This is a genomic window from Erwinia sp. STN24 (genome assembly GCF_041320675.1).
Lineage (GTDB): Bacteria > Pseudomonadota > Gammaproteobacteria > Enterobacterales > Enterobacteriaceae > Erwinia > Erwinia aeris.
This window is the reverse complement of record NZ_JBGGPM010000008.1, coordinates 24,953-49,217: the sequence shown is the minus strand read 5'-3', so window position 1 is coordinate 49,217 and position 24,265 is coordinate 24,953. Positions and strand designations below refer to the sequence as shown.

Annotated in this window: 26 protein-coding genes and 1 pseudogene; 19 read left to right on the top strand and 8 right to left on the bottom strand. The window is 55.8% G+C overall.

The features are described from left to right. Nucleotides 1-69 precede the first annotated feature (69 nt). From rfaQ to coaD, 5 genes are all read left to right on the top strand, one after another. On the top strand, nt 70-1,143 hold the full coding sequence (rfaQ, locus tag ACA373_RS20055) for a putative lipopolysaccharide heptosyltransferase III (protein WP_301731003.1): 1,074 nt from the start codon (nt 70-72) through the stop codon (nt 1,141-1,143). Further along, the gene (locus tag ACA373_RS20050) at nt 1,136-2,269 is read left to right on the top strand and encodes a glycosyltransferase family 4 protein (RefSeq protein WP_253457010.1); all 1,134 of its coding nucleotides are present in this window, start codon (nt 1,136-1,138) and stop codon (nt 2,267-2,269) included. Before rfaQ ends, ACA373_RS20050 begins: the two co-directional genes overlap by 8 nt. Before the next feature lie 103 nt (nt 2,270-2,372). Continuing rightward, on the top strand, nt 2,373-3,647 hold the full coding sequence (gene waaA, locus ACA373_RS20045) for a lipid IV(A) 3-deoxy-D-manno-octulosonic acid transferase (RefSeq protein WP_253457007.1): 1,275 nt from the start codon (nt 2,373-2,375) through the stop codon (nt 3,645-3,647). Further along, on the top strand, nt 3,648-4,436 hold the full coding sequence (locus ACA373_RS20040) for a glycosyltransferase family 2 protein (protein ID WP_253457005.1): 789 nt from the start codon (nt 3,648-3,650) through the stop codon (nt 4,434-4,436). Continuing rightward, a complete protein-coding gene (gene coaD / locus ACA373_RS20035; protein ID WP_301730982.1) occupies nt 4,433-4,915 on the top strand; it encodes a pantetheine-phosphate adenylyltransferase in 483 nt (160 codons plus the stop codon). The genes ACA373_RS20040 and coaD overlap by 4 nt, the downstream gene beginning before the upstream one ends. On the opposite strand, the gene mutM is transcribed toward coaD, so the two are convergent. The 4 genes from mutM to radC all read right to left on the bottom strand — a co-directional run bounded on the left by mutM (nt 4,916) and on the right by radC (nt 7,212). Further along, nucleotides 4,916-5,725 carry a bifunctional DNA-formamidopyrimidine glycosylase/DNA-(apurinic or apyrimidinic site) lyase gene (mutM, locus tag ACA373_RS20030; protein ID WP_253457002.1) on the bottom strand — a complete coding sequence of 270 codons (810 nt, stop codon included), beginning with the start codon at nt 5,723-5,725 and terminating at the stop codon, nt 4,916-4,918. It lies immediately after the preceding gene. Nucleotides 5,726-5,840: 115 nt separating this feature from the next. Next, nucleotides 5,841-6,008: a 50S ribosomal protein L33 gene (gene rpmG / locus ACA373_RS20025; protein ID WP_001051798.1), complete on the bottom strand. Its 168-nt coding sequence runs from the start codon at nt 6,006-6,008 to the stop codon at nt 5,841-5,843. Between the two features lie 16 nt (nt 6,009-6,024). Further along, nucleotides 6,025-6,261, bottom strand: coding sequence for a 50S ribosomal protein L28 (rpmB, locus tag ACA373_RS20020; RefSeq protein ID WP_004154798.1), 237 nt, complete (start codon nt 6,259-6,261; stop codon nt 6,025-6,027). A 282-nt stretch (nt 6,262-6,543) separates the two neighbouring features. Next, the gene (radC, locus tag ACA373_RS20015) at nt 6,544-7,212 is read right to left on the bottom strand and encodes a DNA repair protein RadC (protein WP_253456999.1); all 669 of its coding nucleotides are present in this window, start codon (nt 7,210-7,212) and stop codon (nt 6,544-6,546) included. A 184-nt stretch (nt 7,213-7,396) separates the two neighbouring features. Between radC and coaBC the strand changes: the two genes are divergently transcribed. From coaBC to slmA, 3 genes are all read left to right on the top strand, one after another. Beyond that, nucleotides 7,397-8,608, top strand: coding sequence for a bifunctional phosphopantothenoylcysteine decarboxylase/phosphopantothenate--cysteine ligase CoaBC (gene coaBC / locus ACA373_RS20010; RefSeq protein ID WP_369896576.1), 1,212 nt, complete (start codon nt 7,397-7,399; stop codon nt 8,606-8,608). Continuing rightward, nucleotides 8,586-9,044: a dUTP diphosphatase gene (gene dut, locus ACA373_RS20005; protein ID WP_253456994.1), complete on the top strand. Its 459-nt coding sequence runs from the start codon at nt 8,586-8,588 to the stop codon at nt 9,042-9,044. Before coaBC ends, dut begins: the two co-directional genes overlap by 23 nt. 107 nt (nt 9,045-9,151) lie before the next feature. Beyond that, the gene (gene slmA, locus ACA373_RS20000) at nt 9,152-9,748 is read left to right on the top strand and encodes a nucleoid occlusion factor SlmA (RefSeq protein ID WP_253456991.1); all 597 of its coding nucleotides are present in this window, start codon (nt 9,152-9,154) and stop codon (nt 9,746-9,748) included. Nucleotides 9,749-9,818: 70 nt separating this feature from the next. On the opposite strand, the gene pyrE is transcribed toward slmA, so the two are convergent. Both pyrE and rph read right to left on the bottom strand, forming a co-directional pair. Further along, the gene (gene pyrE / locus ACA373_RS19995; RefSeq protein ID WP_253456988.1) at nt 9,819-10,460 is read right to left on the bottom strand and encodes an orotate phosphoribosyltransferase; all 642 of its coding nucleotides are present in this window, start codon (nt 10,458-10,460) and stop codon (nt 9,819-9,821) included. Nucleotides 10,461-10,511: 51 nt separating this feature from the next. After that, a complete protein-coding gene (gene rph, locus ACA373_RS19990; RefSeq protein WP_125290623.1) occupies nt 10,512-11,228 on the bottom strand; it encodes a ribonuclease PH in 717 nt (238 codons plus the stop codon). A 221-nt stretch (nt 11,229-11,449) separates the two neighbouring features. Here rph and ACA373_RS19985 point away from each other — a divergent pair, with 221 nt between their 5' ends. The 5 genes and pseudogenes from ACA373_RS19985 to ACA373_RS19965 all read left to right on the top strand — a co-directional run bounded on the left by ACA373_RS19985 (nt 11,450) and on the right by ACA373_RS19965 (nt 15,115). Beyond that, complete coding sequence (locus tag ACA373_RS19985) at nt 11,450-12,313, top strand: YicC/YloC family endoribonuclease (protein ID WP_301253389.1); 864 nt, start codon at nt 11,450-11,452, stop codon at nt 12,311-12,313. A 165-nt stretch (nt 12,314-12,478) separates the two neighbouring features. Next, nucleotides 12,479-12,925, top strand: a pseudogene (locus ACA373_RS19980) (DUF943 family protein). A gap of 247 nt (nt 12,926-13,172) precedes the next feature. Beyond that, nucleotides 13,173-14,021, top strand: a complete 849-nt coding sequence (locus tag ACA373_RS19975) for a YPO3983 family protein (RefSeq protein WP_370734990.1) — start codon at nt 13,173-13,175, stop codon at nt 14,019-14,021. Then, entirely contained in the window at nt 14,011-14,475 is a 465-nt protein-coding gene (locus ACA373_RS19970) for a DUF943 family protein (protein WP_370734989.1), read from the top strand. Before ACA373_RS19975 ends, ACA373_RS19970 begins: the two co-directional genes overlap by 11 nt. A 307-nt stretch (nt 14,476-14,782) precedes the next feature. Next, a complete protein-coding gene (locus ACA373_RS19965) occupies nt 14,783-15,115 on the top strand; it encodes a zinc ribbon domain-containing protein YjdM (protein ID WP_253456977.1) in 333 nt (110 codons plus the stop codon). 47 nt (nt 15,116-15,162) lie between these two features. Here the strand turns inward: ACA373_RS19965 and ACA373_RS19960 are convergent, their stop codons facing one another. Next, nucleotides 15,163-15,564: a hypothetical protein gene (locus ACA373_RS19960; RefSeq protein ID WP_301730987.1), complete on the bottom strand. Its 402-nt coding sequence runs from the start codon at nt 15,562-15,564 to the stop codon at nt 15,163-15,165. 262 nt (nt 15,565-15,826) lie between these two features. On the opposite strand from ACA373_RS19960, the gene ACA373_RS19955 reads away from it, so the two are divergent. Next, the gene (locus tag ACA373_RS19955; RefSeq protein ID WP_125290629.1) at nt 15,827-16,444 is read left to right on the top strand and encodes a trimeric intracellular cation channel family protein; all 618 of its coding nucleotides are present in this window, start codon (nt 15,827-15,829) and stop codon (nt 16,442-16,444) included. A gap of 5 nt (nt 16,445-16,449) precedes the next feature. Here the strand turns inward: ACA373_RS19955 and ligB are convergent, their stop codons facing one another. Continuing rightward, nucleotides 16,450-18,114 (bottom strand): NAD-dependent DNA ligase LigB, encoded by a 1,665-nt coding sequence (gene ligB, locus ACA373_RS19950; RefSeq protein ID WP_301730988.1) that lies wholly within the window; start codon nt 18,112-18,114, stop codon nt 16,450-16,452. Nucleotides 18,115-18,365: 251 nt separating this feature from the next. On the opposite strand from ligB, the gene gmk reads away from it, so the two are divergent. From gmk to recG, 5 genes are read left to right on the top strand one after another with little or no spacing between them, the layout of a single operon-like run. Continuing rightward, on the top strand, nt 18,366-18,989 hold the full coding sequence (gene gmk, locus ACA373_RS19945) for a guanylate kinase (RefSeq protein ID WP_125290631.1): 624 nt from the start codon (nt 18,366-18,368) through the stop codon (nt 18,987-18,989). A 53-nt stretch (nt 18,990-19,042) separates the two neighbouring features. Then, nucleotides 19,043-19,318 carry a DNA-directed RNA polymerase subunit omega gene (rpoZ, locus tag ACA373_RS19940; RefSeq protein WP_016191359.1) on the top strand — a complete coding sequence of 92 codons (276 nt, stop codon included), beginning with the start codon at nt 19,043-19,045 and terminating at the stop codon, nt 19,316-19,318. Nucleotides 19,319-19,340: 22 nt separating this feature from the next. Further along, complete coding sequence (gene spoT, locus ACA373_RS19935) at nt 19,341-21,455, top strand: bifunctional GTP diphosphokinase/guanosine-3',5'-bis pyrophosphate 3'-pyrophosphohydrolase (RefSeq protein ID WP_125290632.1); 2,115 nt, start codon at nt 19,341-19,343, stop codon at nt 21,453-21,455. A 3-nt stretch (nt 21,456-21,458) separates the two neighbouring features. Further along, nucleotides 21,459-22,157, top strand: coding sequence for a tRNA (guanosine(18)-2'-O)-methyltransferase TrmH (trmH, locus tag ACA373_RS19930; protein WP_301730991.1), 699 nt, complete (start codon nt 21,459-21,461; stop codon nt 22,155-22,157). Then, nucleotides 22,154-24,235 carry an ATP-dependent DNA helicase RecG gene (gene recG / locus ACA373_RS19925; RefSeq protein WP_253456961.1) on the top strand — a complete coding sequence of 694 codons (2,082 nt, stop codon included), beginning with the start codon at nt 22,154-22,156 and terminating at the stop codon, nt 24,233-24,235. Before trmH ends, recG begins: the two co-directional genes overlap by 4 nt. Nucleotides 24,236-24,265: the final 30 nt, after the last annotated feature.

Genomic DNA, 24,265 nt, shown 5'->3' with positions numbered 1-24,265 from the left:
CGCCTTTTTCCTGCACGAGCTTTCCCTTACAATCGGTCCACTTTATTTTGAGATCCCATGAGTATGGCCATTTCTTCGTCGATTCCCGCCTCCTTTGCGCCGCGAAAGATTTTGCTGATCAAGCTGCGTCACCATGGCGATATGCTGCTTACCACGCCGGTTATTGAGGCGCTGCGCCAGCGCTATCCGCAGGCCGCCGTCGACGTGCTGCTCTATAAAGAGACGCTGCCGATGCTGCAGGCGCATCCGCATATTCGTCAGCTGCGCTTTATCGATCGCAAATGGAAAAACGAGGGAACGCTGGCGCATTTGCGCCATGAAGCCGCGCTGCTTAAGGCGATCCGCCAGGAAGGCTACGATCTGGTCATCAACCTGGCCGATCAGTGGCGCAGCGCGATTATCACCGCCCTTTCCGGCGCGCCGGTTCGGATTGGGTTCGCTTACAACAAGCGTCGCAACGCCTTCTGGCAACGGGCGCATACGCACCTCGTGTCCACCAGCAACCACAGCCAGCTGCATACCGTTGAGCAAAACCTGGCCGCGCTACAGCCGCTGAATATTCCCTTTTCCGGTTTCCCGGCAGCGATGCACTACAGCGAAAGCGACTGGTCACATACGCAAACCGTGCTGGCGCAAAGCAAGGTTACGCGTCCCTATATCGTTATCCAGCCTACCTCGCGCTGGATTTTTAAATGCTGGGAAGATGACAAAGTGGCCGGGCTGATCGCCGCGCTGGCCTCTGAGCAGATCGATATCGTGCTGACCGCCGCGCCGGACAAAAAAGAGCTGGCGATGATCGACCATATTCTCTCGCTGTGTCCCGGCAAAGCGATTTCGCTGGCCGGAAAGCTGTCGCTGCCGCAGCTGGCTTCGCTGATCGATCATGCCCGCCTGTTTATCGGCGTCGATTCCGCGCCGATGCATATGGCCGCCGCGCTGGATACGCCGTGCATCGCGCTGTTTGGCCCGACCAAGCTTAAGCAGTGGCGTCCCTGGGGCGACAATAATCAGGTGATCTGGGCCGGCGACTATGCGCCTCTCCCTTCGCCGGACAGCATTAATACCAGGACCGAGACCCGTTATCTTTCTGCCATCCCACTTGATGACGTGGTCAAAGCCGCAAGGAACTATCTGGATGAGTAAAGTACGACTGGCTATAGTGCGGCAAAAATATCGCCCGGACGGCGGCGCGGAGCGGTTTATTTCGCGGGCGCTGGAGGCGCTGGACGATGACAGTCTGGATCTGAACATCATCACCCGCAGCTGGCAGGGCGAGCCGAAACCGGAATGGCACCTGCATATCTGTAACCCGAAAAAATGGGGACGCATCTCGCGCGAGCGCGGCTTTGCGCTGGCGGCGCGTGAATGCTGGCAGCGAGAGAAGTTTGATATCGTACAAAGCCACGAGCGCATTGCGGGCTGTGATATTTTTCGCGCCGGCGACGGCGTGCATCGCGTCTGGCTGGCACAAAGAGCGCGCATCGTTTCGCCCGTGCAAAAGCTGCTGGCCGATTTAAGCCCTTATCATCGCTATGTGATGGCGGCGGAAGAAGAGATGTTCCGCTCACCTGCGCTGAAAAAAATCATCTGTAATTCGCTGATGGTAAAAAACGACATCATGCGCTGTTTTCAGGTGCCGGAAGAGAAGTTCGCGGTGATCTACAACGCGATTGACGCTCAGCGCTTTCAGCCTGCCACGCCGGCCGAGCGCCAGCAGTCGCGCGCGTCGTTGCGTCTGCCTGCCGAAGCCAAAGTGTTTATTTACGTCGGTTCCGGTTTCGAGCGCAAAGGATTAAGGGCCTCCATCAGCGCCCTGGCCGCTACCGAAGCGCACCTGCTGGTGGTGGGTCAGGATAAACAGCAGGCCCGCTATCTTAGCCACGCTCGCGCGCTGGGCTGCGAAAAACGCGTCCACTTTGTCGGCGTGCAGCACAACGTGATCCCTTATTACCATGCGGCCGACGCGCTGATCCTGCCCACGCTTTACGATCCTTTCCCTAACGTGATCCTGGAAGCGATGGCCTGCGGTCTGCCGGTCATCACCAGCGACACCTGCGGCGGCGCAGAGTTTATCGTTAACGGCGAACAGGGCTACGTTTGCGACGCGCTGGATATTGTGGCACTGAGCGCCGCCGCGCAGGCCATCCCGCTCAGAAGCGTTGATGCGCGCATGGGCGATGCGGCCCGGGAGCGCGTTCTCCCCTGCTCGCCGCAGCGCCTGGCAGGGCAGCTTCATGCGCTATATCAACAAGTGTTGCGACAGGCCTGAGAAGAAGGTGTGAGCATGCGCGACTTATCTGCTAACATGCGGTAATGTTTCTCTTTTCCGGCACTTTCTGACGCGAGTCACTCCGTAATTCGTAAACACTGTGATGACAACAATTTATTCCGTCCTGCTCTATCTTATTCAGCCGCTGATTTGGCTCCGGCTCTGGTTACGCGGCAGAAAAGCGCCCGCCTACCGGAAGCGCTGGGCCGAACGCTACGGCTACTGTAAAGGCAAGGTCAAGCCGGACGGTATACTCCTGCACTCCGTTTCTGTCGGCGAGACGCTGGCCGCCGTGCCGCTGGTCAGGGCGCTGCGCCACCGTTATCCCACGATGCCGATTACCGTGACGACCATGACGCCGACCGGTTCGGAACGAGCGGCTTCCGCCTTCGGTAAAGATGTTCATCACGTCTATCTGCCTTACGATCTGCCCGGCTCGATGAACCGTTTTCTGGATAATGTCAGCCCGCGGCTGGTGATCATTATGGAAACCGAGCTGTGGCCGAATATGATCGCGCAGCTTCACGCCCGAAAAATCCCGCTGGTCATCGCGAACGCCCGCCTGTCGGAGCGTTCGGCGAAAGGGTACGGCAAGCTCGGTAAATTTATGCAGCGTCTGCTGCAAAAGATTACGCTGATCGCGGCGCAGAACGAGGAAGACGGCGAACGCTTTGTGGCGCTTGGCCTGAAGCGTTCCCAGCTGGCGGTGACCGGCAGCCTGAAGTTCGATATTTCCGTAACGCCCGAGCTGGCCGCCCGCGCGGTCACGCTGCGTCGGCAGTGGGCGCCGCGTCGTCCGGTATGGATAGCCACCAGCACGCACGAAGGCGAGGAAAGCATTATTCTGGAAGCGCACCGCAAGCTCCTGGCGCGTTTTCCTTCTTTGCTGCTCATCCTGGTACCGCGCCATCCGGAACGTTTCGACACGGCTCGCGACATGACGCAAAAGGCCGGCTTCAGCTACACGCTACGCAGCAGCGGCGAGATCCCTTCCAGCGGCACCCAGGTGGTGATTGGCGATACGATGGGCGAACTGATGCTGCTCTACGGCATCGCCGATCTGGCTTTCGTCGGCGGCAGCCTGGTGGAGCGCGGCGGGCATAATCCGCTCGAGGCCGCCGCACATGCTATCCCCGTGCTGATGGGGCCGCATACGTTTAACTTCAAAGATATCTGTGCAAAACTTCAGCAGGCGGACGGCCTGATCGCCGTAACCGATGCCGACTCGCTGGATAAAGAGATCGGCACGCTGCTGACCGACGAAGACTATCGTCTTTACTACGGCCGCCATGCGGTAGAGGTACTGCACCAGAATCAGGGCGCGCTACAGCGTCTGCTACAGTTACTTGAACCCTATCTGCCACAGCGGAATCACTAAATGCCTTCACGTCAGCTTCTGTCGGTCGTGCTGATCGCTAAAGACGCAGCCGAGCTGCTGCCGGAATGCCTGGAGTCCGTGAACTGGGCCGACGAGATTGTGCTGCTGGACTCCGGCAGCAGCGACGGCACGCCGCAAATCGCCGCCCGCCACGGCGCCAAAGTGTTTCACTCCCGCGAATGGCACGGCTACGGCAAACAGCGCCAGCTGGCGCAAAGCTATGCCACGCATCCGATGATTTTGATGATCGACAGCGACGAGCGCGTGACGCCGCAGCTGCGCGCCGCTATCGAATCCGTGCTGCAACAGCCTGCCGCGCCCGCCACGGTTTATAGCCTGGGCCGCCGCAATCTGTTTCTGGGGCGTTTTATGCGCCACAGCGGCTGGTATCCTGACCGCGTGACTCGTCTCTATCCACGTGAATACGGCTATAACGATCATCAGGTGCATGAATCGCTGGAAGCCAGAGGGGCGCAGGTGGTGGCGCTGAAGGGCGATCTGCTGCATCTGACCTGCCGCGATTTCTCTGCGTTTCAGTGGAAGCAGTTCGCCTATGCCGAAGCCTGGGCGAAGCAGCGTCACCACCAGGGGAAAAAGTGCGGCCTGTTTTCAATTTTCGCCCATACGCTGGGCGCCTTCCTGAAAACGCTGGTGCTGCGCGCCGGTTTTCTGGATGGCAAACAGGGCTGGCTGCTTGCCGTGGTTAACGCGCAGTACACCTTCAATAAATACACGGCGCTCTGGGCGCTGAACCACTCTTCCCACGCTTCCGGCAAAGGCGGCCTATGAGCACAAAAGCGATCTATCCCGGCACTTTCGATCCCATGACCAACGGTCATCTGGATATCGTCACGCGCGCCGCGTTAATGTTTGACCATATCGTCCTGGCTATTGCCGCCAGCCCCAGTAAAAAGCCGATGTTCTCGCTGGATGAACGCGTGGTGCTGGCGCAACAGGTGGTCGCACACTTGCCGAATGTGGAAGTGGTAGGATTCAGCGATCTGATGGCGAACTTCGCGCGGGATCAGCAGGCCAACGTCCTGGTGCGCGGCCTGCGGGCGGTGTCCGATTTTGAATACGAAATGCAGCTGGCGCATATGAATCGGCACCTGCTGGCGGAGCTGGAAAGCGTGTTTCTGATGCCTTCAGAAAAATATTCGTTTATCTCTTCCACGCTGGTCAAAGAGGTGGCGCGCCATCACGGCGACGTCAGCGCTTTCCTGCCGCCGTCGGTGCACAGCGCTCTGCTGGCAAAGCTCTCCGCCTGATTATTTCTGACAGGTCGGGCAATAGAAGGTGCTGCGCTGCGCGTGTTTGGCGCCTACGATCGGCGTAGCGCAAACGCGGCAGGGTTCGCCAGCACGGCCATAGACCTGTAGCTGCTGCGCGAAATAGCCCGGTTTACCGTCCGACTGCAGGAAATCACGCAGCGTGGTGCCGCCCTGCTCAATCGATCGCAGCAGCACGGCCTTGATCGTTTCCGTCAGCAGAACCACTTCTTCTCTGGTCAACGCCATTGCCGGTCGATCGGGATGGATCCCGGCGGCAAACAGCGATTCGCTGGCGTAAATGTTGCCAACGCCCACCACCAGCTTGTTGTCCATCAGCCAGGGCTTGACCGGCGTACGCCTGCTGCGCGACTTCTCAAACAGGTAATCCGCGTTAAAAGCTTCACTCAGCGGCTCCGGGCCAAGATGGGCCAGTACGTTACTGGCGGCCAGATCGCTGCTCCACAGCCAGGCGCCAAAGCGGCGAGGATCGGTATAGCGCAGCACTTTGCCGTTGCTCATCACCAAATCCACATGGTCATGCTTCGCCGGCGGTGCTTCTTCTGACAACACGCGTAGACTGCCGGACATGCCAAGATGGATGATGATCCAGCCTTCAGGCAGCTCCAACAGCAGATATTTGGCGCGGCGCTGTACGCTGAGTACCGGCTGGTCGCTGAGGCTGTGGATTTCATGCGAGACCGGCCAGCGCAACCGGCCGTTGCGCACCACGGCGTGCAGAATGGTGGCGCCGACAAGGTGCGGTTCGATACCGCGTCGGCTGGTTTCAACCTCTGGTAATTCCGGCATACAAACCTCCCGCAGATGTTTTCAGGCGTACAGATGTTTTCAGACGTGCAAATGTTTTCAGGCGCACAAAAGAAAAAACCCCGCCGAGGCAGGGTTTTTCAGTCGCTAAAGTCAATTACTTGATTTTAGCTTCTTTGTAGATCACGTGCTGGCGGACAACAGGATCGAATTTCTTCAGTTCCAGTTTTTCCGGCTTAGTACGCTTGTTCTTCGTGGTGGTATAGAAGTGACCTGTACCAGCAGAAGAAACCAGCTTGATCTTCTCACGAATACCTTTAGCCATGTTTCAGTTCCTTACCTTAGTACTTCTCACCGCGGGTACGCAGATCGGCCAGAACCGTCTCAATACCCTTTTTATCAATTACGCGCATGCCTTTGGCAGATACGCGCAGTGTAACGAAGCGCTTTTCGCTCTCAACCCAGAAACGGTGAGAGTGCAGGTTCGGCAGGAAACGGCGTTTCGTCGCGTTCATTGCGTGGGAACGGTTGTTACCCGTCACCGGACGCTTTCCAGTTACCTGGCAGACTCGTGACATGTCAATTCTCCAAAAATCAAATAAGCTCGAGCTTTAAAAATAAGGTCTTGGCCGCCTCGTCAGGCTCTTAGCCCATCCAGGCGAGTTCTATGTGAACCCGCTGAGCAGGCCCAAATGCCAAACCCGAGATTCTCAAAGGTGGCGTAGTATACGCCCTGCAACGCTGGTGCTCAAGTCCCGAACAGATAAAGATCCCTTTGGATCGCGCAAAATTGCCGCATTTGAACGGAAAAAGCACCGCCGCTACGTGGGAAAAAACACGGTTTGCCGCTTTTTTCCGCATTACAGCCAGCCTTTTTCCGCAAAGGAAACATATTCGCCCTGACCGATAACAATATGGTCAAGCACGCGGATGTTAAACAGCTTGCAGCAGTCGTTAACCTGTTGAGTCACATCGCGATCTGCCATGCTGGGCGCCGAAATGCCCGAGGGATGGTTATGCGCCAGGATAATCGCCGCCGCGTTTTGCTTCAGCGCTTCACGCACGATTTCACGCGGATGCACCTCTACGCTGGCTATCGTGCCCGCAAACATTTCACTGGTGTGAATGACCCGATGCTGATTATCAAAAAAAACCACCATAAATATTTCCCGTTCACGATGCGCCAGCTTGCTGTGCAGGAAATTCACCATATCGCCCGGGCTTTGCATGGCCTGTTTTACCGAATCCGCACAGGTGAAAAAACGCCTGCCCAGTTCGGCAATGGCATTCAGCTGGGCATACTTCGCCACGCCTACGCCTTTCACCCGTAAAAACGCGTCTTTGTCCGCCGTCATCAGCCGGTGCAGCGAACCGAACTCCTCCAGCAGCTGTTGCGCCAGCGTCATTACGTGGACACCGCGCGCGCCGGTACGTAAAAAAATCGCCAGCAGTTCCGTATCCGTCAACGTGCCGGCCCCGCCTGCCACCAGCTTTTCGCGCGGTGGCATTTTTTTCCATGGCTTCTTCATCCGCTTTCTCCTTCCGTAGCTGGCTAAATCATGGCATTATATACAGTAGTTTTCCATGCATTTTTCCGTCTGCCGGGCTGCTTTACAGTACGGTCGTTGTGCTAAAAGTCAGCAGGCAGGGATTATGATAAAATGGCGGAATTCCGGCGCGCGGGCGCCCTGCTGGCTCAATGGAGCAGAAACTATGACATTAACCGGTAAACGTATTGTGCTGGGCGTAAGCGGCGGTATCGCTGCCTACAAGGCGCCTGAGCTGGTAAGACGCCTGCGCGATCGCGGGGCGGAAGTGCGCGTCGTGCTGACTGCCGCAGCCAAAGCATTTATCACGCCGCTGAGTCTACAGGCCGTATCGGGTCATCCGGTCAGCGACGACCTGCTCGATCCGGCGGCGGAAGCGGCGATGGGGCATATCGAACTGGGAAAATGGGCTGACCTGGTGATCCTGGCACCCGCCACGGCCGATCTTATCGCTCGCGTCGCCGCAGGCATGGCTAACGATTTGGTTACCACGATTTGCCTGGCGACGGCGGCGCCTGTTGCCGTCGTTCCCGCCATGAACCAGCAGATGTATCGTGCCGCCGCCACGCAGCATAATCTTCAGGTTTTGCAGGCGCGCGGCCTGATGATTTGGGGGCCGGACAGCGGCAGCCAGGCCTGCGGCGACGTCGGGCCGGGCCGAATGTTAGATCCGCTGACTATCGTGGACGAAGCCGTCCGCTGGGCGACGCCGCAGCACGATTTAGCGCACCTTAATGTGATGGTAACCGCTGGCCCAACCCGCGAATCGCTTGATCCAGTCCGGTTCATTAGCAACCACAGCTCGGGTAAAATGGGCTTCGCCGTGGCTGCCGCCGCCGCAAAACGGGGCGCTAACGTGACGCTGGTCGCCGGGCCGGTCGCCTTAGCCACGCCGCCGGGCGTCAAACGTATCGACGTGATAAGCGCGCTGGAAATGCAGCAGGCGGTGATGGCCAGCGCCGCCGAACAGCAGATTTTTATCGCGGCCGCTGCCGTCGGCGACTACCGCGCTGCGGAAGTCTCCAGCGAGAAAATCAAAAAGCAGGGCGACGAAATCCTGCTGAAGATGATTAAGAATCCGGATATCGTCGCGGGCGTCGCGGCCATGCAGCAAAATCGCCCGTACGTGGTGGGGTTTGCAGCGGAAACCCGGAATGTGGAAGAATACGCCCGGCAAAAAAGGATTCGGAAGAATCTGGATCTGATTTGCGCCAACGATGTTTCAAAAGCCGGGCACGGTTTCAACAGCGATACCAATGCCCTGCATCTTTTCTGGCAGGAAGGGAATAAAGCCTTACCGCTCGGCGATAAGCAGCTCCTGGGCCAACAATTACTGGACGAGATAGTCAGCCGTTATGAAGAAAAAAATCGACGTTAAGATTTTAGACCCGCGCGTGGGCACCACTTTCCCTCTGCCCGCCTATGCCACTTCCGGCTCCGCTGGTCTCGATCTGCGCGCCTGCCTGGACGAGGCGGTACAGCTGGCGCCGGGTGCGACCACGCTGGTACCGACCGGCCTGGCTATCCATATTGGCGACCCGCAGCTGGCGGCCGTTATCCTGCCGCGCTCCGGCCTCGGCCATAAGCATGGCGTGGTGCTGGGCAACCTGGTCGGGCTAATCGACTCCGATTATCAGGGACAGCTGATGGTTTCCGTCTGGAACCGCAGCCAGGAGACGTTCAGCATTGAGCCAGGCGAGCGTATCGCGCAAATGGTGTTTGTACCGGTCGTTCAGGCTGAATTCAATCTGGTTAATGACTTCGACGCCAGCGTGCGCGGCGAAGGCGGCTTCGGCCACTCGGGTCGTCAGTAACGACCGACCAGAGTACCCGTCCTTATTTCCACCGTGAGCGTGATGGCTCACGGATGTTGCGTGGGCGCTTGCCCGTACATGGTGATATTTCAGGGGTCTTTCAGGACATGGCAGAGAAAAAAAGTGCGAAAAGGAATCGTCGCGAAGAAATACTGCAGGCGCTGGCGCAAATGCTGGAATCCAGCGATGGTAGCCAGCGGATCACTACCGCCAAACTGGCGGCAAGCGTGGGGGTTTCTGAAGCTGCGCTTTACCGGCACTTTCCCAGCAAAACCCGCATGTTTGACAGCCTGATTGAGTTTATTGAAGACAGCCTGATTACGCGCATCAATCTAATCTTGCAGGATGAAAAAGAGACGCTGCCGCGTTTACGGCTGATTATCCAGCTGATCCTGGGCTTTGGTGAGCGTAATCCGGGCTTATCACGTATTCTGACCGGCCATGCGTTGATGTTCGAGCAGGACCGCCTGCAAAGCAGAATTAACCAGCTGTTCGAACGGATTGAGGTGCAGCTGAAGCAGGTGCTGCGCGAGCAGAAAATGCGTACCGGCGAAGGATTCCAGACGGAGGAGGCGCTGCTGGCCTCGCAGCTGCTGGCTTTCTGTGAGGGTTTGCTGTCGCGCTTTGTGCGTTCCGACTTCCGCTATCGCCCGACGGTGGAATTTGAAACGCGCTGGCCGCTGCTGGCCTGTCAGCTGGTCTGAATCGGGAAGGCCGCAGTTGGCCTTCCAGCCGGTGTGAAATGAAAGGGCCGCAACTCGCGGCCCGCATTCGTCAGATACCGTACTCTTTGCGGTAGGCCCGGACGGCGGCCAGATGATCGGCCAGCTCCGGTTTCTCTTCCAGGTAGCTAATCAGATCGTTCAGCGTGATGATGGCAATAACCTTGCAGCCGTAATCGCGCTCCACTTCCTGAATAGCCGACGCCTGTCCGCGGCCTCGCTCCTGACGATCCAGCGAAATCAGCACGCCGGCCAGGGTCGCCTTATTCGCCGAGATGATCTCCATCGATTCGCGAATAGCGGTACCGGCGGTAATAACGTCATCTACCAGCATAATACGGCCCTGTAATGGGCTGCCGACCAGCGTTCCGCCTTCGCCGTGGTCCTTCGCTTCCTTACGGTTGAAGCAGTAAGGCACATCGCGGTCGTGGTGATCGGCCAGCGCAACGGCGGTGGTAGTAGCGATAGGAATGCCTTTATAGGCCGGGCCGAACACCAGATCGAAATCGATAGCGGAATCCACCAGCGCCTGCGCATAGAAACGGCCTAACAGCGCCAGGTCACGGCCCGTGTTAAACAAGCCCGCGTTAAAGAAATAGGGGCTTTTACGTCCGGATTTCAGCGTGAACTCTCCAAATTTCAGGACCTGCTTATTAATAGCAAATTCGATAAATTGGCGCTGCCAGGCTTTCATGTCTCGCTCCTCAATCATTAAAAAAGGCGACTCTCTGGTCGCCTGGGGAAATCAGTCTTGTAGCGCCGCTTTCTGCGCCTGAATCAGCGTATCAATACCGCCGCGAGCCAGCGACAGCAGCGTCAACAGCTCGTCATGGCTGAACGGCTCGCCTTCTGCCGTGCCCTGCACTTCAATCATGCGACCATCTTCGGTCATGACTACGTTCATGTCGGTTTCCGCAGCGGAATCTTCGACATATTCCAGATCGCATAACGCTTCGCCGTTGACGATGCCGACAGACACGGCGGCGACCATCCCCTTCATCGGGTTGGCTTTCAGCTTGCCGATAGCGACCAGATGATTAAGCGCATCTGCCAGCGCTACGCAGGCGCCGGTAATAGAAGCGGTACGCGTGCCGCCATCCGCCTGCAGGACGTCGCAGTCCAGCGTGATGGTGAATTCGCCCAGCGCTTTCAGATCCAGCGCTGCTCGCAGGGAACGGGCAATCAGACGCTGAATTTCCAGCGTGCGGCCGCCCTGCTTGCCTTTGGCCGCTTCGCGAGCGTTACGGCTATGGGTAGCGCGTGGCAGCATGCCATATTCTGCGGTTACCCAGCCCTGGCCCTGTCCTTTCAGAAAGCGCGGCACGCCTTCCTCAATGGTGGCGGTGCAAAGGACTTTGGTTTCACCGAATTCAACCAGAACGGAGCCTTCCGCATGTTTGGTGTAGTGGCGAGTCAGGGTGACGGGACGCACCTGATGGGCATTACGGCCTGCTGGACGCATGGTTTTTCTCCGGCTTGAAAATCGTGATTGGCTGCGCATTATACGGATTTCAAAGCCGAATGCCTATGACAGCCTGCTGGCAACGCGGTTTCTGTGCAGCTGGCGCGATAGTAAGCGCCGCCTCAATCCCATTGATTTGTCAGAGTTTGACCAGATGCCTGTTAAGGCAAGGCCGGCACCGCTATAATCACCTGAACTTATTCTGAAAACGGGTACGCATAATGATCCGCAGTATGACCGCCTACGCCCGGCGTGAAACCAAAGGCGAATGGGGCAGCGCAGCCTGGGAGCTTCGTTCCGTAAACCAGCGCTATTTAGAAACCTATATCCGTCTGCCCGAGCAGTTTCGCGGCCTGGAGCCGGTGATCCGCGAACGTATTCGCAACCGACTGACCCGCGGTAAAATCGAGTGTAATCTGCGTTTTGACGCAGACGCGCGCGCGCAGAGCTCTCTGGTGCTGAATGAAAAACTGGCTATCCAGCTGGTTAAAGCCGCCAACTGGGTCAAAATGCAGAGCGACGAGGGCGAAATCAATCCGGTCGATATTTTGCGCTGGCCTGGCGTCATGTCAGCAGAAGAGCAGGATTTGGATGCCATTTCCGCAGAGTTGTTAAGCGCGCTGGACAGCGCTCTGGACGACTTTATCGCCGCCCGTGAAACGGAAGGCGCCGCGTTAAAATCATTGATTGAACAACGGCTGGAAGGCGTCAGTACTGAAGTGACTAAAGTACGTGCGCAGATGCCGGACGTGTTGAAATGGCAGCGCGAACGTCTGGTTACCAAACTGGAAGAGGCTCAGGTTCAGCTGGACAGTAATCGGGTTGAGCAGGAACTGATTATGCTGGCGCAGCGCGTGGACGTGGCGGAAGAGTTGGATCGTCTGGAAGCGCATGTTAAAGAAACCTATAACATCCTGAAAAAGAAAGAAGCGGTGGGCCGCCGCCTCGACTTTATGATGCAGGAATTTAACCGCGAATCGAATACGCTGGCGTCTAAATCAATCAATGCAGAGGTTACCACTTCGGCTATTGAGCTGAAGGTGCTGATTGAGCAGATGCGTGAACAGATCCAGAACATTGAGTAAAGTTGCATACAGTCGCACTCAGTAGCAGAAAACCAATAAAGCCCGCTAATTGCGGGCTTTATTATTTTCATGCTGTTGCATAACATCGCGCATTTTCTTTGTACCCAAAGTACTTTCCTCGCTCCAGCTTGGGTACAAAGCACTATTCAATGTTAATGCAACACTATGGCAAAGCTGACAGATATTCAGATGCAGGCATGGATTAAGGCAGGAGAACGGCTTGAGGGGCACCCCATGGAGATCATAGCCGTTCACCACAGAAGTAGTGGTTTCAGTGATGTTCTGGTCACCATTTTTCCGCCAACGGATAAAGGAAAGATTAACTGATGGTTAAAAAACAAAGGTATGTTAAAAGATAAACATGGCATTCCTGAACCTGACAGTGATGGTCATTTTTATGTGACATTCTGGTTATTTGGTGAGGGTTATAAAGAAGAAGGTAAAAATGACAGGCTTTGCTTTAATGATATGAACCCGCCTGTAAATTGTATTGAAAAGGACAGGGTATTTTCAATCAGTTCCAGCAGGAACAGAGGCACTATATTTACATTAAATGATGGCGAATATCGGATGAAAAAAGAGGGTGAAATAATCAAACTTAAAAAAGAGTAAGTCCGTCCTCGCAGGTTGAGACAGTACTAAAATCATCGTTTTTTCCAGGGCTTACACCAGCCATACGGAACGTACCTTAAGATGTTTTCATCTGGTGCCACCCAATGCAGAAAAAGACGCTAAAATCGGGCCATATTCCTAATTTTTGTCTGCCGAGCATCTAATATTATACAGGCCGCGTCAGCGGCGTATAATTTGGCTTTATCTGAACGCACTTATGGATTATTGCACGCAAGGAGGCGAAGTTATGCCAGCCCTGGAGTTCCCCTGTACCTTTTTCAAGTCTCGGAAACGCATGGACGACTACAACGCCGACGATATGCGCTGTGGTGACCTTTCCGAAGCAGAGCTGAAATCCCAATACCAGCTGAATTATATTTCCGATCGGGTCGATCCTTATACGTTAACCCGACGTTCCTCACTGGATCGCCCTCAGTCCATGTTCTGCTGCAATCTGCGCGGAGCCGGTGAGAAAATTACTCGCCAGCAGTGCGCCATTATCCTGTTTGGGGAGCTCCGATCGCTATCACGCACATTTTCCCTTTATGGCCCATACAGCCATCTGATTGAAAAGATGATCGACCACATGCAGAACGAAAAGGGTGCCACTTTCCGGGATGCAGCGCTGAACAGGGCATTGAAAGAACAGATAATTAGAGATGTTTCCGAGGAAAAAAGCACACGCATTTTGTTATCAAAAGCATTTAGCACAGGTATAGACTGGGAAAGAAAAAATTTTCCAATTGAAAACAAGGACAGACTAAGAGATGCAATACTAAGTAGTAAGTTACCAAAGTTCGACAGATTTCAGGATAATTACAATGGTATGGGCATTACCGTTCATGATACTTGGGCTACACATATCACTATAAAATCACTGCATATTGATAATGATCGCTACCGGACAGTGGTACATTACAAGGTACAGGACCATTTTGGTTTGAATAGCGATGATATTTTGAAAACAAAATTTAGTCAGTTCCATTTTTTCCGTATCTGGTTCGTGCTCCAGCGATACAACCAGTTTGGCTTCAGGCCATTCATGACCAATATGGAAGCTACTGTAGAGATTACAGGTGAGCGCAATGAAATCTAAAATTAAAAAAGCGTTTTGTGCGTCATTACTTATTAGTTGCACCCTGTTGGTTTACCTCCTCTTGTTGTCGTTACGTCCTGTGAAGATCATAGCTGTTCACCAAAGACATAACTATAGCGATGTTTTAGTAAAGAATTTCCCTCTAACTGAACAAGGGAAAATTAATTGGTGGTTGAAAAACAAGGAAATCCTCAAGAACAGGTATAACATCCCAAGGCCGGCCCGGGATGGTTTTTTCACCGTCATTTTTTGGAATTTTGGTGATGGATATAAAGAAACCGATGGGTATGACCGACTCTGTTTTAATGATATGAAACCGCCAGTAAATTGTATTGATAAAGATTCGCTCATTATGGTTAACAATAGCAGGAATACCGGCCTTTATTTCATTGTAGATAGCGGAACATATCGTATAAACGACAGTGGTAAGATGGTAAAAAACAAATCAGATTAGAACGGCTCCACTCGCGTAGAGATAACAATAAAATCTTCCGCTCCCTCCGTATTGTCCCCAACCATGCGAAGAAAACATGAGTGAGCCCGATCGCTATCCCGCAAATTTGCTCTTTATGAGCCGTACAGCCAACTGGTTGGTAAGATGATTGACCCAATGCATAAACAGTTATTGTCTGCCGTACACTTTTATCACTGGTGAGTGCATGAACCCTGTGCCTGGCGCATATCGTCAAAGATGAATAGTTTTACAGGCGGCACCAGGCTAAAATCCCCCTTCTTTTCCTGCGGATAATTTTAAGGTTTTTATGCAAACTCTTCCTCCCTGCCCTGAATGCCACTCCGAATACAGCTGGCAGGATGGCGACCTGTTTAACTGTCCCGAATGCGGCCACGTCTGGTCTGGCAACACAGAAGCCACAGAGGCGCTGGTAGTTAAAGATGCCAACGGCAATCTGCTGGCTGACGGCGACAGCGTGACAGTTATCAAAGACCTCAAGGTCAAAGGCAGCTCGACGCCTCTTAAGATCGGCACCAGGGTAAAAAGCATTCGCCTGGTGGAAGGCGATCATAATATCGACTGTAAAATTGACGGCTTTGGCCCGATGAAGCTGAAATCAGAATTCGTAAAGAAAAACTGATCCGGTTTTAACCTGCGGCAACGATCGCCGTACAGGCTGCGCAGTCTTCAGCTAAAGGCCGCAGCTTGTTCCGCCGTGATAAGCGCCTGCTTTTCTAACTGCATGGCGATTGAACGCGGCGAACGCTCACACAGGCCAGCCAGCTCGCTGACGGAATGGCCCTGCCGGAAAAGCGCTATCAACTCCTGTTTTTGCTCTTCAGACCAGGGAAGATAAGCATTGCCAGGCCGCCCTTCCGCTCGATTCTTTTCCCGACGCTCTTCTGGCGTCAGCTTCACTTTTTCTTGCCGTTTTACAGAACTGAAATTCACACCGCTGAACTCTTCAGCCAGAGCAAACAACAGCCTTATAGCATCGGGTGTATGCACAACAGAAGCTGGCGGCAACAGCTCGCCTGTTTCCGGATGGATCCCTTTTGCCAACAGTCGGAAAATTTCACCTGCCATCATTTTTCTCGTCCTTGTGGTAGCCTGCCCGACTTCAGGATCCAGCCGTGCAGTTTTTTAATCATGCTATGTCAGGTGGCTAAGCCCATTGCTGAATAGCGGATTCAAAAAAACTTAAACAAAATAAAACGTTGTCCTGGAGACGCGCACGGTTACTTTATTTTCAGATTAGGTAAACTCATTTACTTAACGGCTTTTAGAAAAATTCACTCGTCAACCTGTCTGGGATCCTGCAGGCTTGCCGCCGATTGCTCAGGAGCGGGTTATGCTACTTACTGTTTTTTATCTGATTGGGATCACCGCAGAGGCCATGACCGGCGCGCTGGCGGCTGGCCGCCGTAAAATGGATATGTTTGGCGTAATTATTATCGCTTCCGTTACCGCCATTGGCGGCGGATCCGTGCGCGATATGCTGCTTGGGCACTACCCGCTTGGCTGGGTAAAACACCCCGAATACATCGTCATTGTGGCGATGGCTGCCGTTATTACCACCCAGCTGGCGCCGCTGATGCCGCATTTGCGCAAGGTCTTCCTGGTGCTGGACGCGCTGGGCCTGGCCGTTTTCTCTATCATCGGCACCAAAGTGGCGCTGGATATGGGCCATGCCTCGATTATTGCGGCTATTAGTGCGGTGATTACCGGCGTCTTCGGCGGCGTGCTGCGCGATATGTTCTGCAACCGTATCCCGCTGGTTTTCCAGAAGGAGCTTTATGCCGGTATCGCTTTTGCTTCCGGCTGGCTCTATATCCTGCTGTTGAAAACGCCGGTATCCGACGAATTGGCCATCATCATCACGCTGCTGTTTGGCTTTCTGGCGCGCCTGCTGGCGTTGCGCTTCCGGCTGGGGCTGCCGGTATTTAACTATCCTCATGCCGATCACTAAAAGGTTCATCGCCTTGCCTCGTCTGCATAAGCAATCAGCTGCTGCACCTGAGGGTGATGCAGAAAACGCACGATTTGCCCGGCCAGCGTTTTACCTATGCCTGGTAGCTGCTGCCATGCCTCTTCCCGTCGGGCCAGTAGCGTTGACCAGTCGTTATCTTCAATAGCGTTCAGGGCACCTTCCGGTACAGGAACGCCCAGGGCTTTTACCCAGCGCCTGAAGGGCTGCCGTCGGCTTAGCGAGAATTGGTGGTAAAGCCAGTCTGCGCGGGCGGGCGTGAGGTCAGCAATTTTCCGCAGATCTTCCTGAGTCAGCGCAAGCCAGGAAAAGAGATGGGTCAGCTGCCCGGCCTGCATCAGGCGCTGCCAGCTGCTGCGGCTGACGCCGGTCATCGCCAGCGCCTGTGTGCCGCTTGCCCAGACAAGGCGGGCCAGAAACTGCTCGCGACAGGCAGGCGTATAGTCAAAACAGCTCAGAGCATGAAAAGCATCAGCATCCGGTACGGGAGGCCTGTCCCGTTTTTGTACCCGCCAGATGACCTCGTCAAGCCTGGGGATGCCCTGACCCGCCAGGCTAATGGCGACCCTGTCGCCCGGCACGATATCCAGCGCCTGCCAGCGTTTAAGCGAGCCAATATTGACCCGGCTGACTTTTTTATCATCCAGCTGTACGGGTAACAGATTTAGTACCGCGCCTGTTTTTCCCGTCCGCCCGATAGGAAAATCGACTGAGCGAACCTCTGCGCTCACTTTCAGCGGCGTATATTTCCAGGCTGCTGACCAGGTATTATCGCCGGGTAGCCAGTAAGCGCCCTTTACTGGCGTACCGTGGATCACCACGCCATCCGTAACAAAGGGCAGAGGCTGATGAAACCAACGTTCGCGCCAGTCGGCGACTTCATCAGCGTTGGCAACAGGCTTGCTCCAGGCTTCCATAATGCTGAAGCCCGCCTTGCTTAACTGCTGTAAGCGCTGCGGCATTTTTTCCGGGCCGTCCGGCCACGCCCAGATAAACATGCCCAGCTGTGCCAATAGCGGCGAGCTCTCATTACGCCGCATTGCGCCAGCCACGACGGCGCGGGCATTAACGCCGCCCTGGCTGGCCTGCTGGTGATCGGTCATCTTCAGATAAAGTTCGCCCTGCAAAACCAGGGGATCGTCATCCAGCGTTATCTGCTGCGGAATAGCGGGTATATGGCGTGCTTTTTCCGTCCAGTCTTCTCCTCGCAGCCCGTCGCCGCGACTGATTACCCGCACAAGTTTCCCATGCCGGTACCAGAGCGTCACGGCAATGCCGTCCAGTTTTGGCTGCACCCACAGCGGTTGCTTTCCCACCATCCAGCGCACCACCGCCCGCCTGTCCGGCAGCTTTTTGACGCCAACATGCGCTACCGGATGCCGTACCTTGCCGCTTTTCGCCAGCGCCGGCGAACGAGACTCGCTTTCGGGCCGGAAGCAGCGCTGCCAGTCGTGATACGTTTTCTCTAAGGCATCATAGCGTTCATCCTCTACCAGGCTGATGCCCTGCTCATAGTAGGCCCGATCCCAGTCGCTCAGCTGTTTTTCCAGCGCCGTCATCTCCAGTTCTGCCCGGGCGGGCGACCAGACGGGGCAAAAAGCCTGTGCAATGGCGCACCCTCCCAGCCCGAACATTATTACTATGCTTCGCATCTCCACACTCCCTTGTTGCTCTGCTTCGCTTATTAAATCGGCAAAACCAGAACATGGCGATAGCGTAAGTTCGCTTATGGAAAACGTATCGAAAAGTTTTTTCCCTAGCATGAAACCTGTCATCAGTACCGCGAGCCATCTTCCAGTTTTAGAGAAAAAACGCGGCAGAACAGCCGAAACGCTGCATCCTGGCCTTCACCCGTGTATACTGTGCAGGAAGTAAACTCCGACTGGCATAGCAAGAAATCATCATGGCTCAAGGCACACTTTTTATTGTTTCAGCACCAAGCGGCGCGGGTAAATCCAGCCTGATTAACGCGCTGCTAAAGACGCAACCGCTGTATGACACTCAGGTGTCCATCTCCCATACCACCAGGGGCGTGCGTCCGGGTGAAAATCACGGCGAACACTATTATTTTGTAAACCATGACGAATTTCGTCGTATGATCGAAGAAGATGCCTTTCTGGAGCACGCCGAAGTCTTCGGCAACTATTACGGCACGTCACGCAGGGCGATTGAGCAGGTGCTCTCAACCGGCGTGGATGTCTTTTTAGATATTGACTGGCAGGGCGCGCAGCAAATCCGTCAGAAAATGCCGCAGGCACGCAGCATTTTTGTTTTACCGCCGTCAAAAGACGAGCTGGATCGCCGCCTGCGCGGTCGCGGTCAGGACAGCGAAGAGGTCATTGCCCGGCGTATGGCGCAGGCCGTCGCGGAAATGAGCCACTATGCGGAGTACGACTACCTTATTGTGAATGATGATTTCGATCTGGCGCTGTCCGATCTGAAAACCATTATTCGCGCCGAGCGTCTGCGAATGGGCCGTCAAAAATCCCGTCATGATGCTTTAATCAGCAAACTGTTGGCAGACTGAGGACAACTCAGTATGATGCCCAGTCATTTCGTCAACCGTGGAGTATCACACTTATGGCACGCGTAACCGTACAGGACGCAGTAGAAAAAATTGGTAACCGTTTTGACCTGGTTCTGGTCGCCGCTCGTCGCGCTCGCCAGATGCAGGTTGGCGGTAAAGATCCGCTGGTTCCGGAAGAAAACGACAAGTCTACCGTTATCGCGCTGCGCGAGATCGAAGAAGGTCTGATCACCAACCAGATTCTGGATGTCCGTGATCGTCAGGAACAGCAGGAGCAGGAAGCCGCAGAACTGCAGGCTGTTACCGCTATCGCTGAAGGTCGTCGTTAATCATCAGCCGGAAGGCTCGCCCTTGTATCTGTTTGAAAGTCTCAATCAACTGATTGAAAAATACTTGCCTGAGGACCAGATAAAGCGCCTCAAGCAAGCTTACCTTGTCGCACGTGATGCTCACGAGGGACAGACTCGCTCCAGCGGTGAGCCTTACATTACCCATCCGGTTGCTGTCGCCTGTATTCTGGCGGAGATGAAGCTCGACCATGAAACGCTCATGGCCGCGCTTCTGCATGATGTCATCGAGGATACTCCCGCCACCTATCAGGATATGGAACAGCTGTTCGGTAAAAACGTGGCTGAACTGGTGGAAGGGGTTTCCAAGCTAGACAAGCTGAAATTCCGCGATAAGAAAGAGGCGCAGGCCGAAAACTTTCGCAAAATGATCATGGCGATGGTGCAGGATATCCGCGTCATTCTGATCAAGCTGGCTGACCGCACGCACAACATGCGCACGCTGGGATCGCTGCGTCCGGATAAGCGTCGTCGTATCGCGCTGGAAACGCTGGAGATCTACAGTCCGCTGGCGCATCGCCTGGGTATTCATCACCTGAAAACCGAGCTGGAAGAGCTGGGTTTCGAGGCGCTCTATCCCAACCGCTACCGCGTTATCAAAGAGGTAGTGAAAGCGGCGCGCGGCAACCGCAAAGAGATGATCCAGAAAATCCTTGCGGAAATTGACGGTCGTCTGCAGGAAGCCGGCATTCCGTGTCGCGTCAGCGGCAGGGAAAAACACCTCTATTCCATCTACTGCAAAATGCACCTGAAAGAGCAGCGCTTCCATTCCATTATGGATATCTATGCCTTCAGGGTCATCGTTCACGACGTGGATACCTGTTACCGGGTGCTGGGCCAGATGCACAGCCTCTACAAGCCTCGTCCGGGCCGGGTGAAAGACTACATCGCTATTCCCAAGGCCAACGGCTATCAGTCGCTGCACACTTCGATGATCGGCCCGCATGGCGTACCGGTTGAAGTGCAGATCCGTACGGAAGATATGGATCAGATGGCAGAGATGGGCGTCGCGGCGCACTGGGCCTATAAAGAGCAGGGCGAAAGCAGTACCACCGCGCAAATCCGCGCCCAGCGTTGGTTGCAAAGCCTGCTGGAGCTGCAGCAGAGCGCGGGCAGCTCCTTTGAATTTATCGAAAGCGTAAAATCGGATCTTTTCCCGGACGAGATTTACGTTTTCACGCCGGAAGGCCGCATCGTCGAACTGCCTGCGGGCGCGACGCCGGTTGACTTCGCCTATGCGGTGCACACCGATATCGGTCATGCCTGCGTGGGCGCGCGTGTCGATCGCCAGCCCTACCCGCTTTCCCAGCCGCTGACCAGCGGTCAGACCGTTGAAATCATTACGGCACCGGGCGCACGGCCTAACGCCGCCTGGCTGAACTTCGTGGTCAGCTCCAAAGCGCGCGCCAAAATCCGTCAGCTATTGAAAAACCTCAAGCGCGACGACTCGGTCAGCCTTGGCCGTCGTCTGCTGAATCATGCGCTGGGCGGCAGCCGCAAGCTGGCCGAGATTTCGCCGGAGAGCATTCAGCACGAGCTGGAACGCATGAAGCTGGCGACGCTGGACGATCTGCTGGCAGAGATTGGCCTGGGCAACGCCATGAGCGTGGTCGTGGCGAAAAACCTGCAGCAGAGCGACCAGCCTGCACCGGTGGTTTCCAGTACGCCATCGCGCGGCAAGCTGCCAATCAAAGGCGCCGACGGCGTGCTGATCACCTTTGCCAAGTGCTGCCGCCCTATTCCCGGCGATCCTATCGTGGCGCATGTCAGCCCCGGCAAAGGCCTGGTAGTGCACCACGAATCCTGCCGTAATATTCGCGGCTACCAGAAAGAGCCAGAGAAGTTTATGGCGGTAGAGTGGGATAAGGTTACCGAGCAGGAGTTCGTGGCGGAGATCAAGGTGGATATGTTTAACCACCAGGGCGCGCTGGCAAACCTGACGGCGGCCATAAACACCGCCGGATCGAATATCCAGAGCCTGAACACGGAAGAGAAAGATGGCCGGGTTTACAGCGCCTTTATCCGTCTGACGGCACGCGATCGCGTTCATCTGGCGAATATTATGCGCAAAATCCGCGTAATGCCTGACGTGATCAAAGTTCACCGCAACCGAAACTAGCGCATGAATGCTCAACGTTTTGCCCGTATCCGTGAAATGCTGGCTGCCCGCCAGCACGATTTAACCGTCTGCATGGAGCTGGTGCACAAACCGCATAACGTCTCTGCGGTGATCCGCACGGCGGATGCGGTTGGCGTGCATGAAGTCCATGCGGTCTGGCCGGGCAGCCGGATGCGTACCATGGCCTCTGCCGCCGCCGGAAGCAACAGCTGGGTGCAGGTAAAAACGCATCCCACTATTGCCGATGCGGTCACGCATCTTAAAGGCCAGGGAATGCAGATCCTGGCTACGCATCTTTCTGATAAAGCAGTAGATTTCCGCGAAATCGATTACACCCGCCCGACCTGCGTGTTGATGGGTCAGGAAAAAACCGGCATCACCCAACAGGCGCTTGAACTGGCTGACCAGGAGATCGTTATTCCGATGGTCGGCATGGTGCAGTCGCTGAACGTTTCCGTGGCTTCGGCACTGATCCTCTATGAAGCGCAGCGCCAGCGCCAGAACGCAGGCATGTATCAGCGTCAGGAGAGCCTGCTTTCCCACAGCGAACAGCAGCGCCTGCTGTTTGAAGGCGGCTATCCCGTTCTGGCCAGGGTCGCCAAACATAAAGGCTTACCTTATCCGCAAATTAGCGAGACGGGCGAGGTGATTGCCGATCCCGACTGGTGGGCCACCATGCAGGCATCGGTACGTAAAAAATGACGGGCCGCCTGATGGACGCCATCCCGCTCAGCACGCTTGCCGGCGTTGGTGCCAGCCAGGCTGGCAAACTGGCGAAGCTCGGGCTGACCACCGTGCAGGATCTGCTGCTGCATCTGCCGCTTCGTTACGAAGACCGCACCCAGCTTTACGCTATTAACGACCTCCTGCCTAACATCTACGCCACGGTAGAGGGCGAAGTGCTGCAAAGCGATATCTCCTTTGGCCGCCGCCGCATGCTGACCTGTCAAATCAGCGACGGCACCGGCATCCTGACGCTGCGCTTTTTCAACTTTAACGCCGGCATGAAAAACAGCCTGGCGCCCGGCCGGCGCGTAACCGCCTATGGCGAAATAAAGCGCGGCCAGCGCGGGGCCGAAATCATCCATCCTGAGTATCGCGTTCAGGGCGATAACAGCGTGGTGGAGCTACAGGAAACGCTGACGCCGGTCTACTCCACGACCGAAGGGATCCGCCAGGCGACGCTGCGCAACTTGACCGATCAGGCGCTGAAGTTGCTGGATACCTGTCCTGTCGCCGAACTTCTGCCGCAGGAGCTGAGCCAGGGCATGATCAGCCTGCCGGATGCGCTGCGGATGCTGCACAGGCCGCCGCCCGACATGGCGCTGGTGGATCTGGAAAACGGCAGGCATCCCGCCCAGCGACGCCTGATTATGGAAGAGCTGCTGGCGCACAATCTCAGTATGCTGGCCGTGCGCGCCGGCGCGCAGCGCTATCGTGCTTTAGCTATGCCGGCTCGCCATGCGCTGAGCGACAGGCTGCTGGCTGCCTTGCCGTTTAAGCCGACTAACGCCCAGGCGCGCGTCGTGCAGGAAATAGAGCAGGATCTGGCACAAAGCTATCCCATGATGCGCCTGGTGCAGGGTGACGTAGGATCGGGCAAAACGCTGGTGGCCGCGCTGACTGCCCTGAACGTTATCGCCTGGGGCAAACAGGTGGCGCTGATGGCGCCAACCGAGCTGCTGGCCGAACAGCACGCCAATAACTTCCGCCAGTGGTTTGCACCGTTGGGGATTGAAGTTGGCTGGCTGGCTGGCAAGCAGAAAGGCAAGGCGCGCCTGGCGCAGCAGGATGCCATCGCCAGCGGCCAGGTATCGATGATTGTCGGCACCCACGCCATTTTCCAGGAACAGGTGCAGTTTAACGGCCTGGCGCTGGTGATTATTGACGAGCAGCACCGCTTTGGCGTCCACCAGCGGCTGGCGCTGTGGGAGAAAGGCCAGGAGCAGGGTTTTCATCCTCATCAGCTGATTATGACCGCGACACCGATCCCGCGTACGCTGGCGATGACCGCCTATGCGGATCTGGAAACCTCCACCATTGACGAGCTACCGCCGGGCCGTACACCGGTCACTACCGTCGCCATTCCCGATACGCGGCGCGCCGATATTATTACCCGCGTGCAGAACGCCTGTAGCGGCGAAGGTCGCCAGGCCTACTGGGTCTGTACGCTGATTGAAGAGTCGGAACAGCTGGAAGCCCAGGCCGCCGAAGCCACCTGGGAAGAGCTGAAGCTGGCGCTGCCAGAGCTGCACGTTGGACTAGTGCATGGCAGGATGAAACCCACCGAGAAGCAGGCGGTGATGCAGGCGTTTAAACAGGGCGAGATTGACCTGCTGGTCGCTACCACGGTCATTGAAGTTGGCGTGGATGTGCCTAATGCCAGCCTGATGATCATTGAAAACCCGGAAAGGCTGGGCCTGGCGCAGCTGCACCAGCTGCGGGGCCGCGTTGGTCGCGGCTCGGTTGCCTCCCACTGCGTGCTGCTTTATAAAGCGCCGCTGAGCAAAACCGCGCAGAAACGCTTACAGGTTCTGCGCGACAGCAACGACGGCTTTGTGATTGCGCAATGCGATCTGGAAATCCGCGGTCCTGGCGAACTGCTGGGCACGCGCCAGACGGGCAACGCCGAATTCAAGGTAGCCGATCTGGTACGCGATGGCGCGATGATCCCGGAAGTGCAGCGCGTCGCCCGCCATATTCATCAGCACTATCCTGAACAGGCGCAGGCGCTGATTGAACGCTGGATGCCGGAAACCGAGCGCTATACCAACGCCTGACCCCCGGCAGCCTGCTGTCTTTTCTCCTGC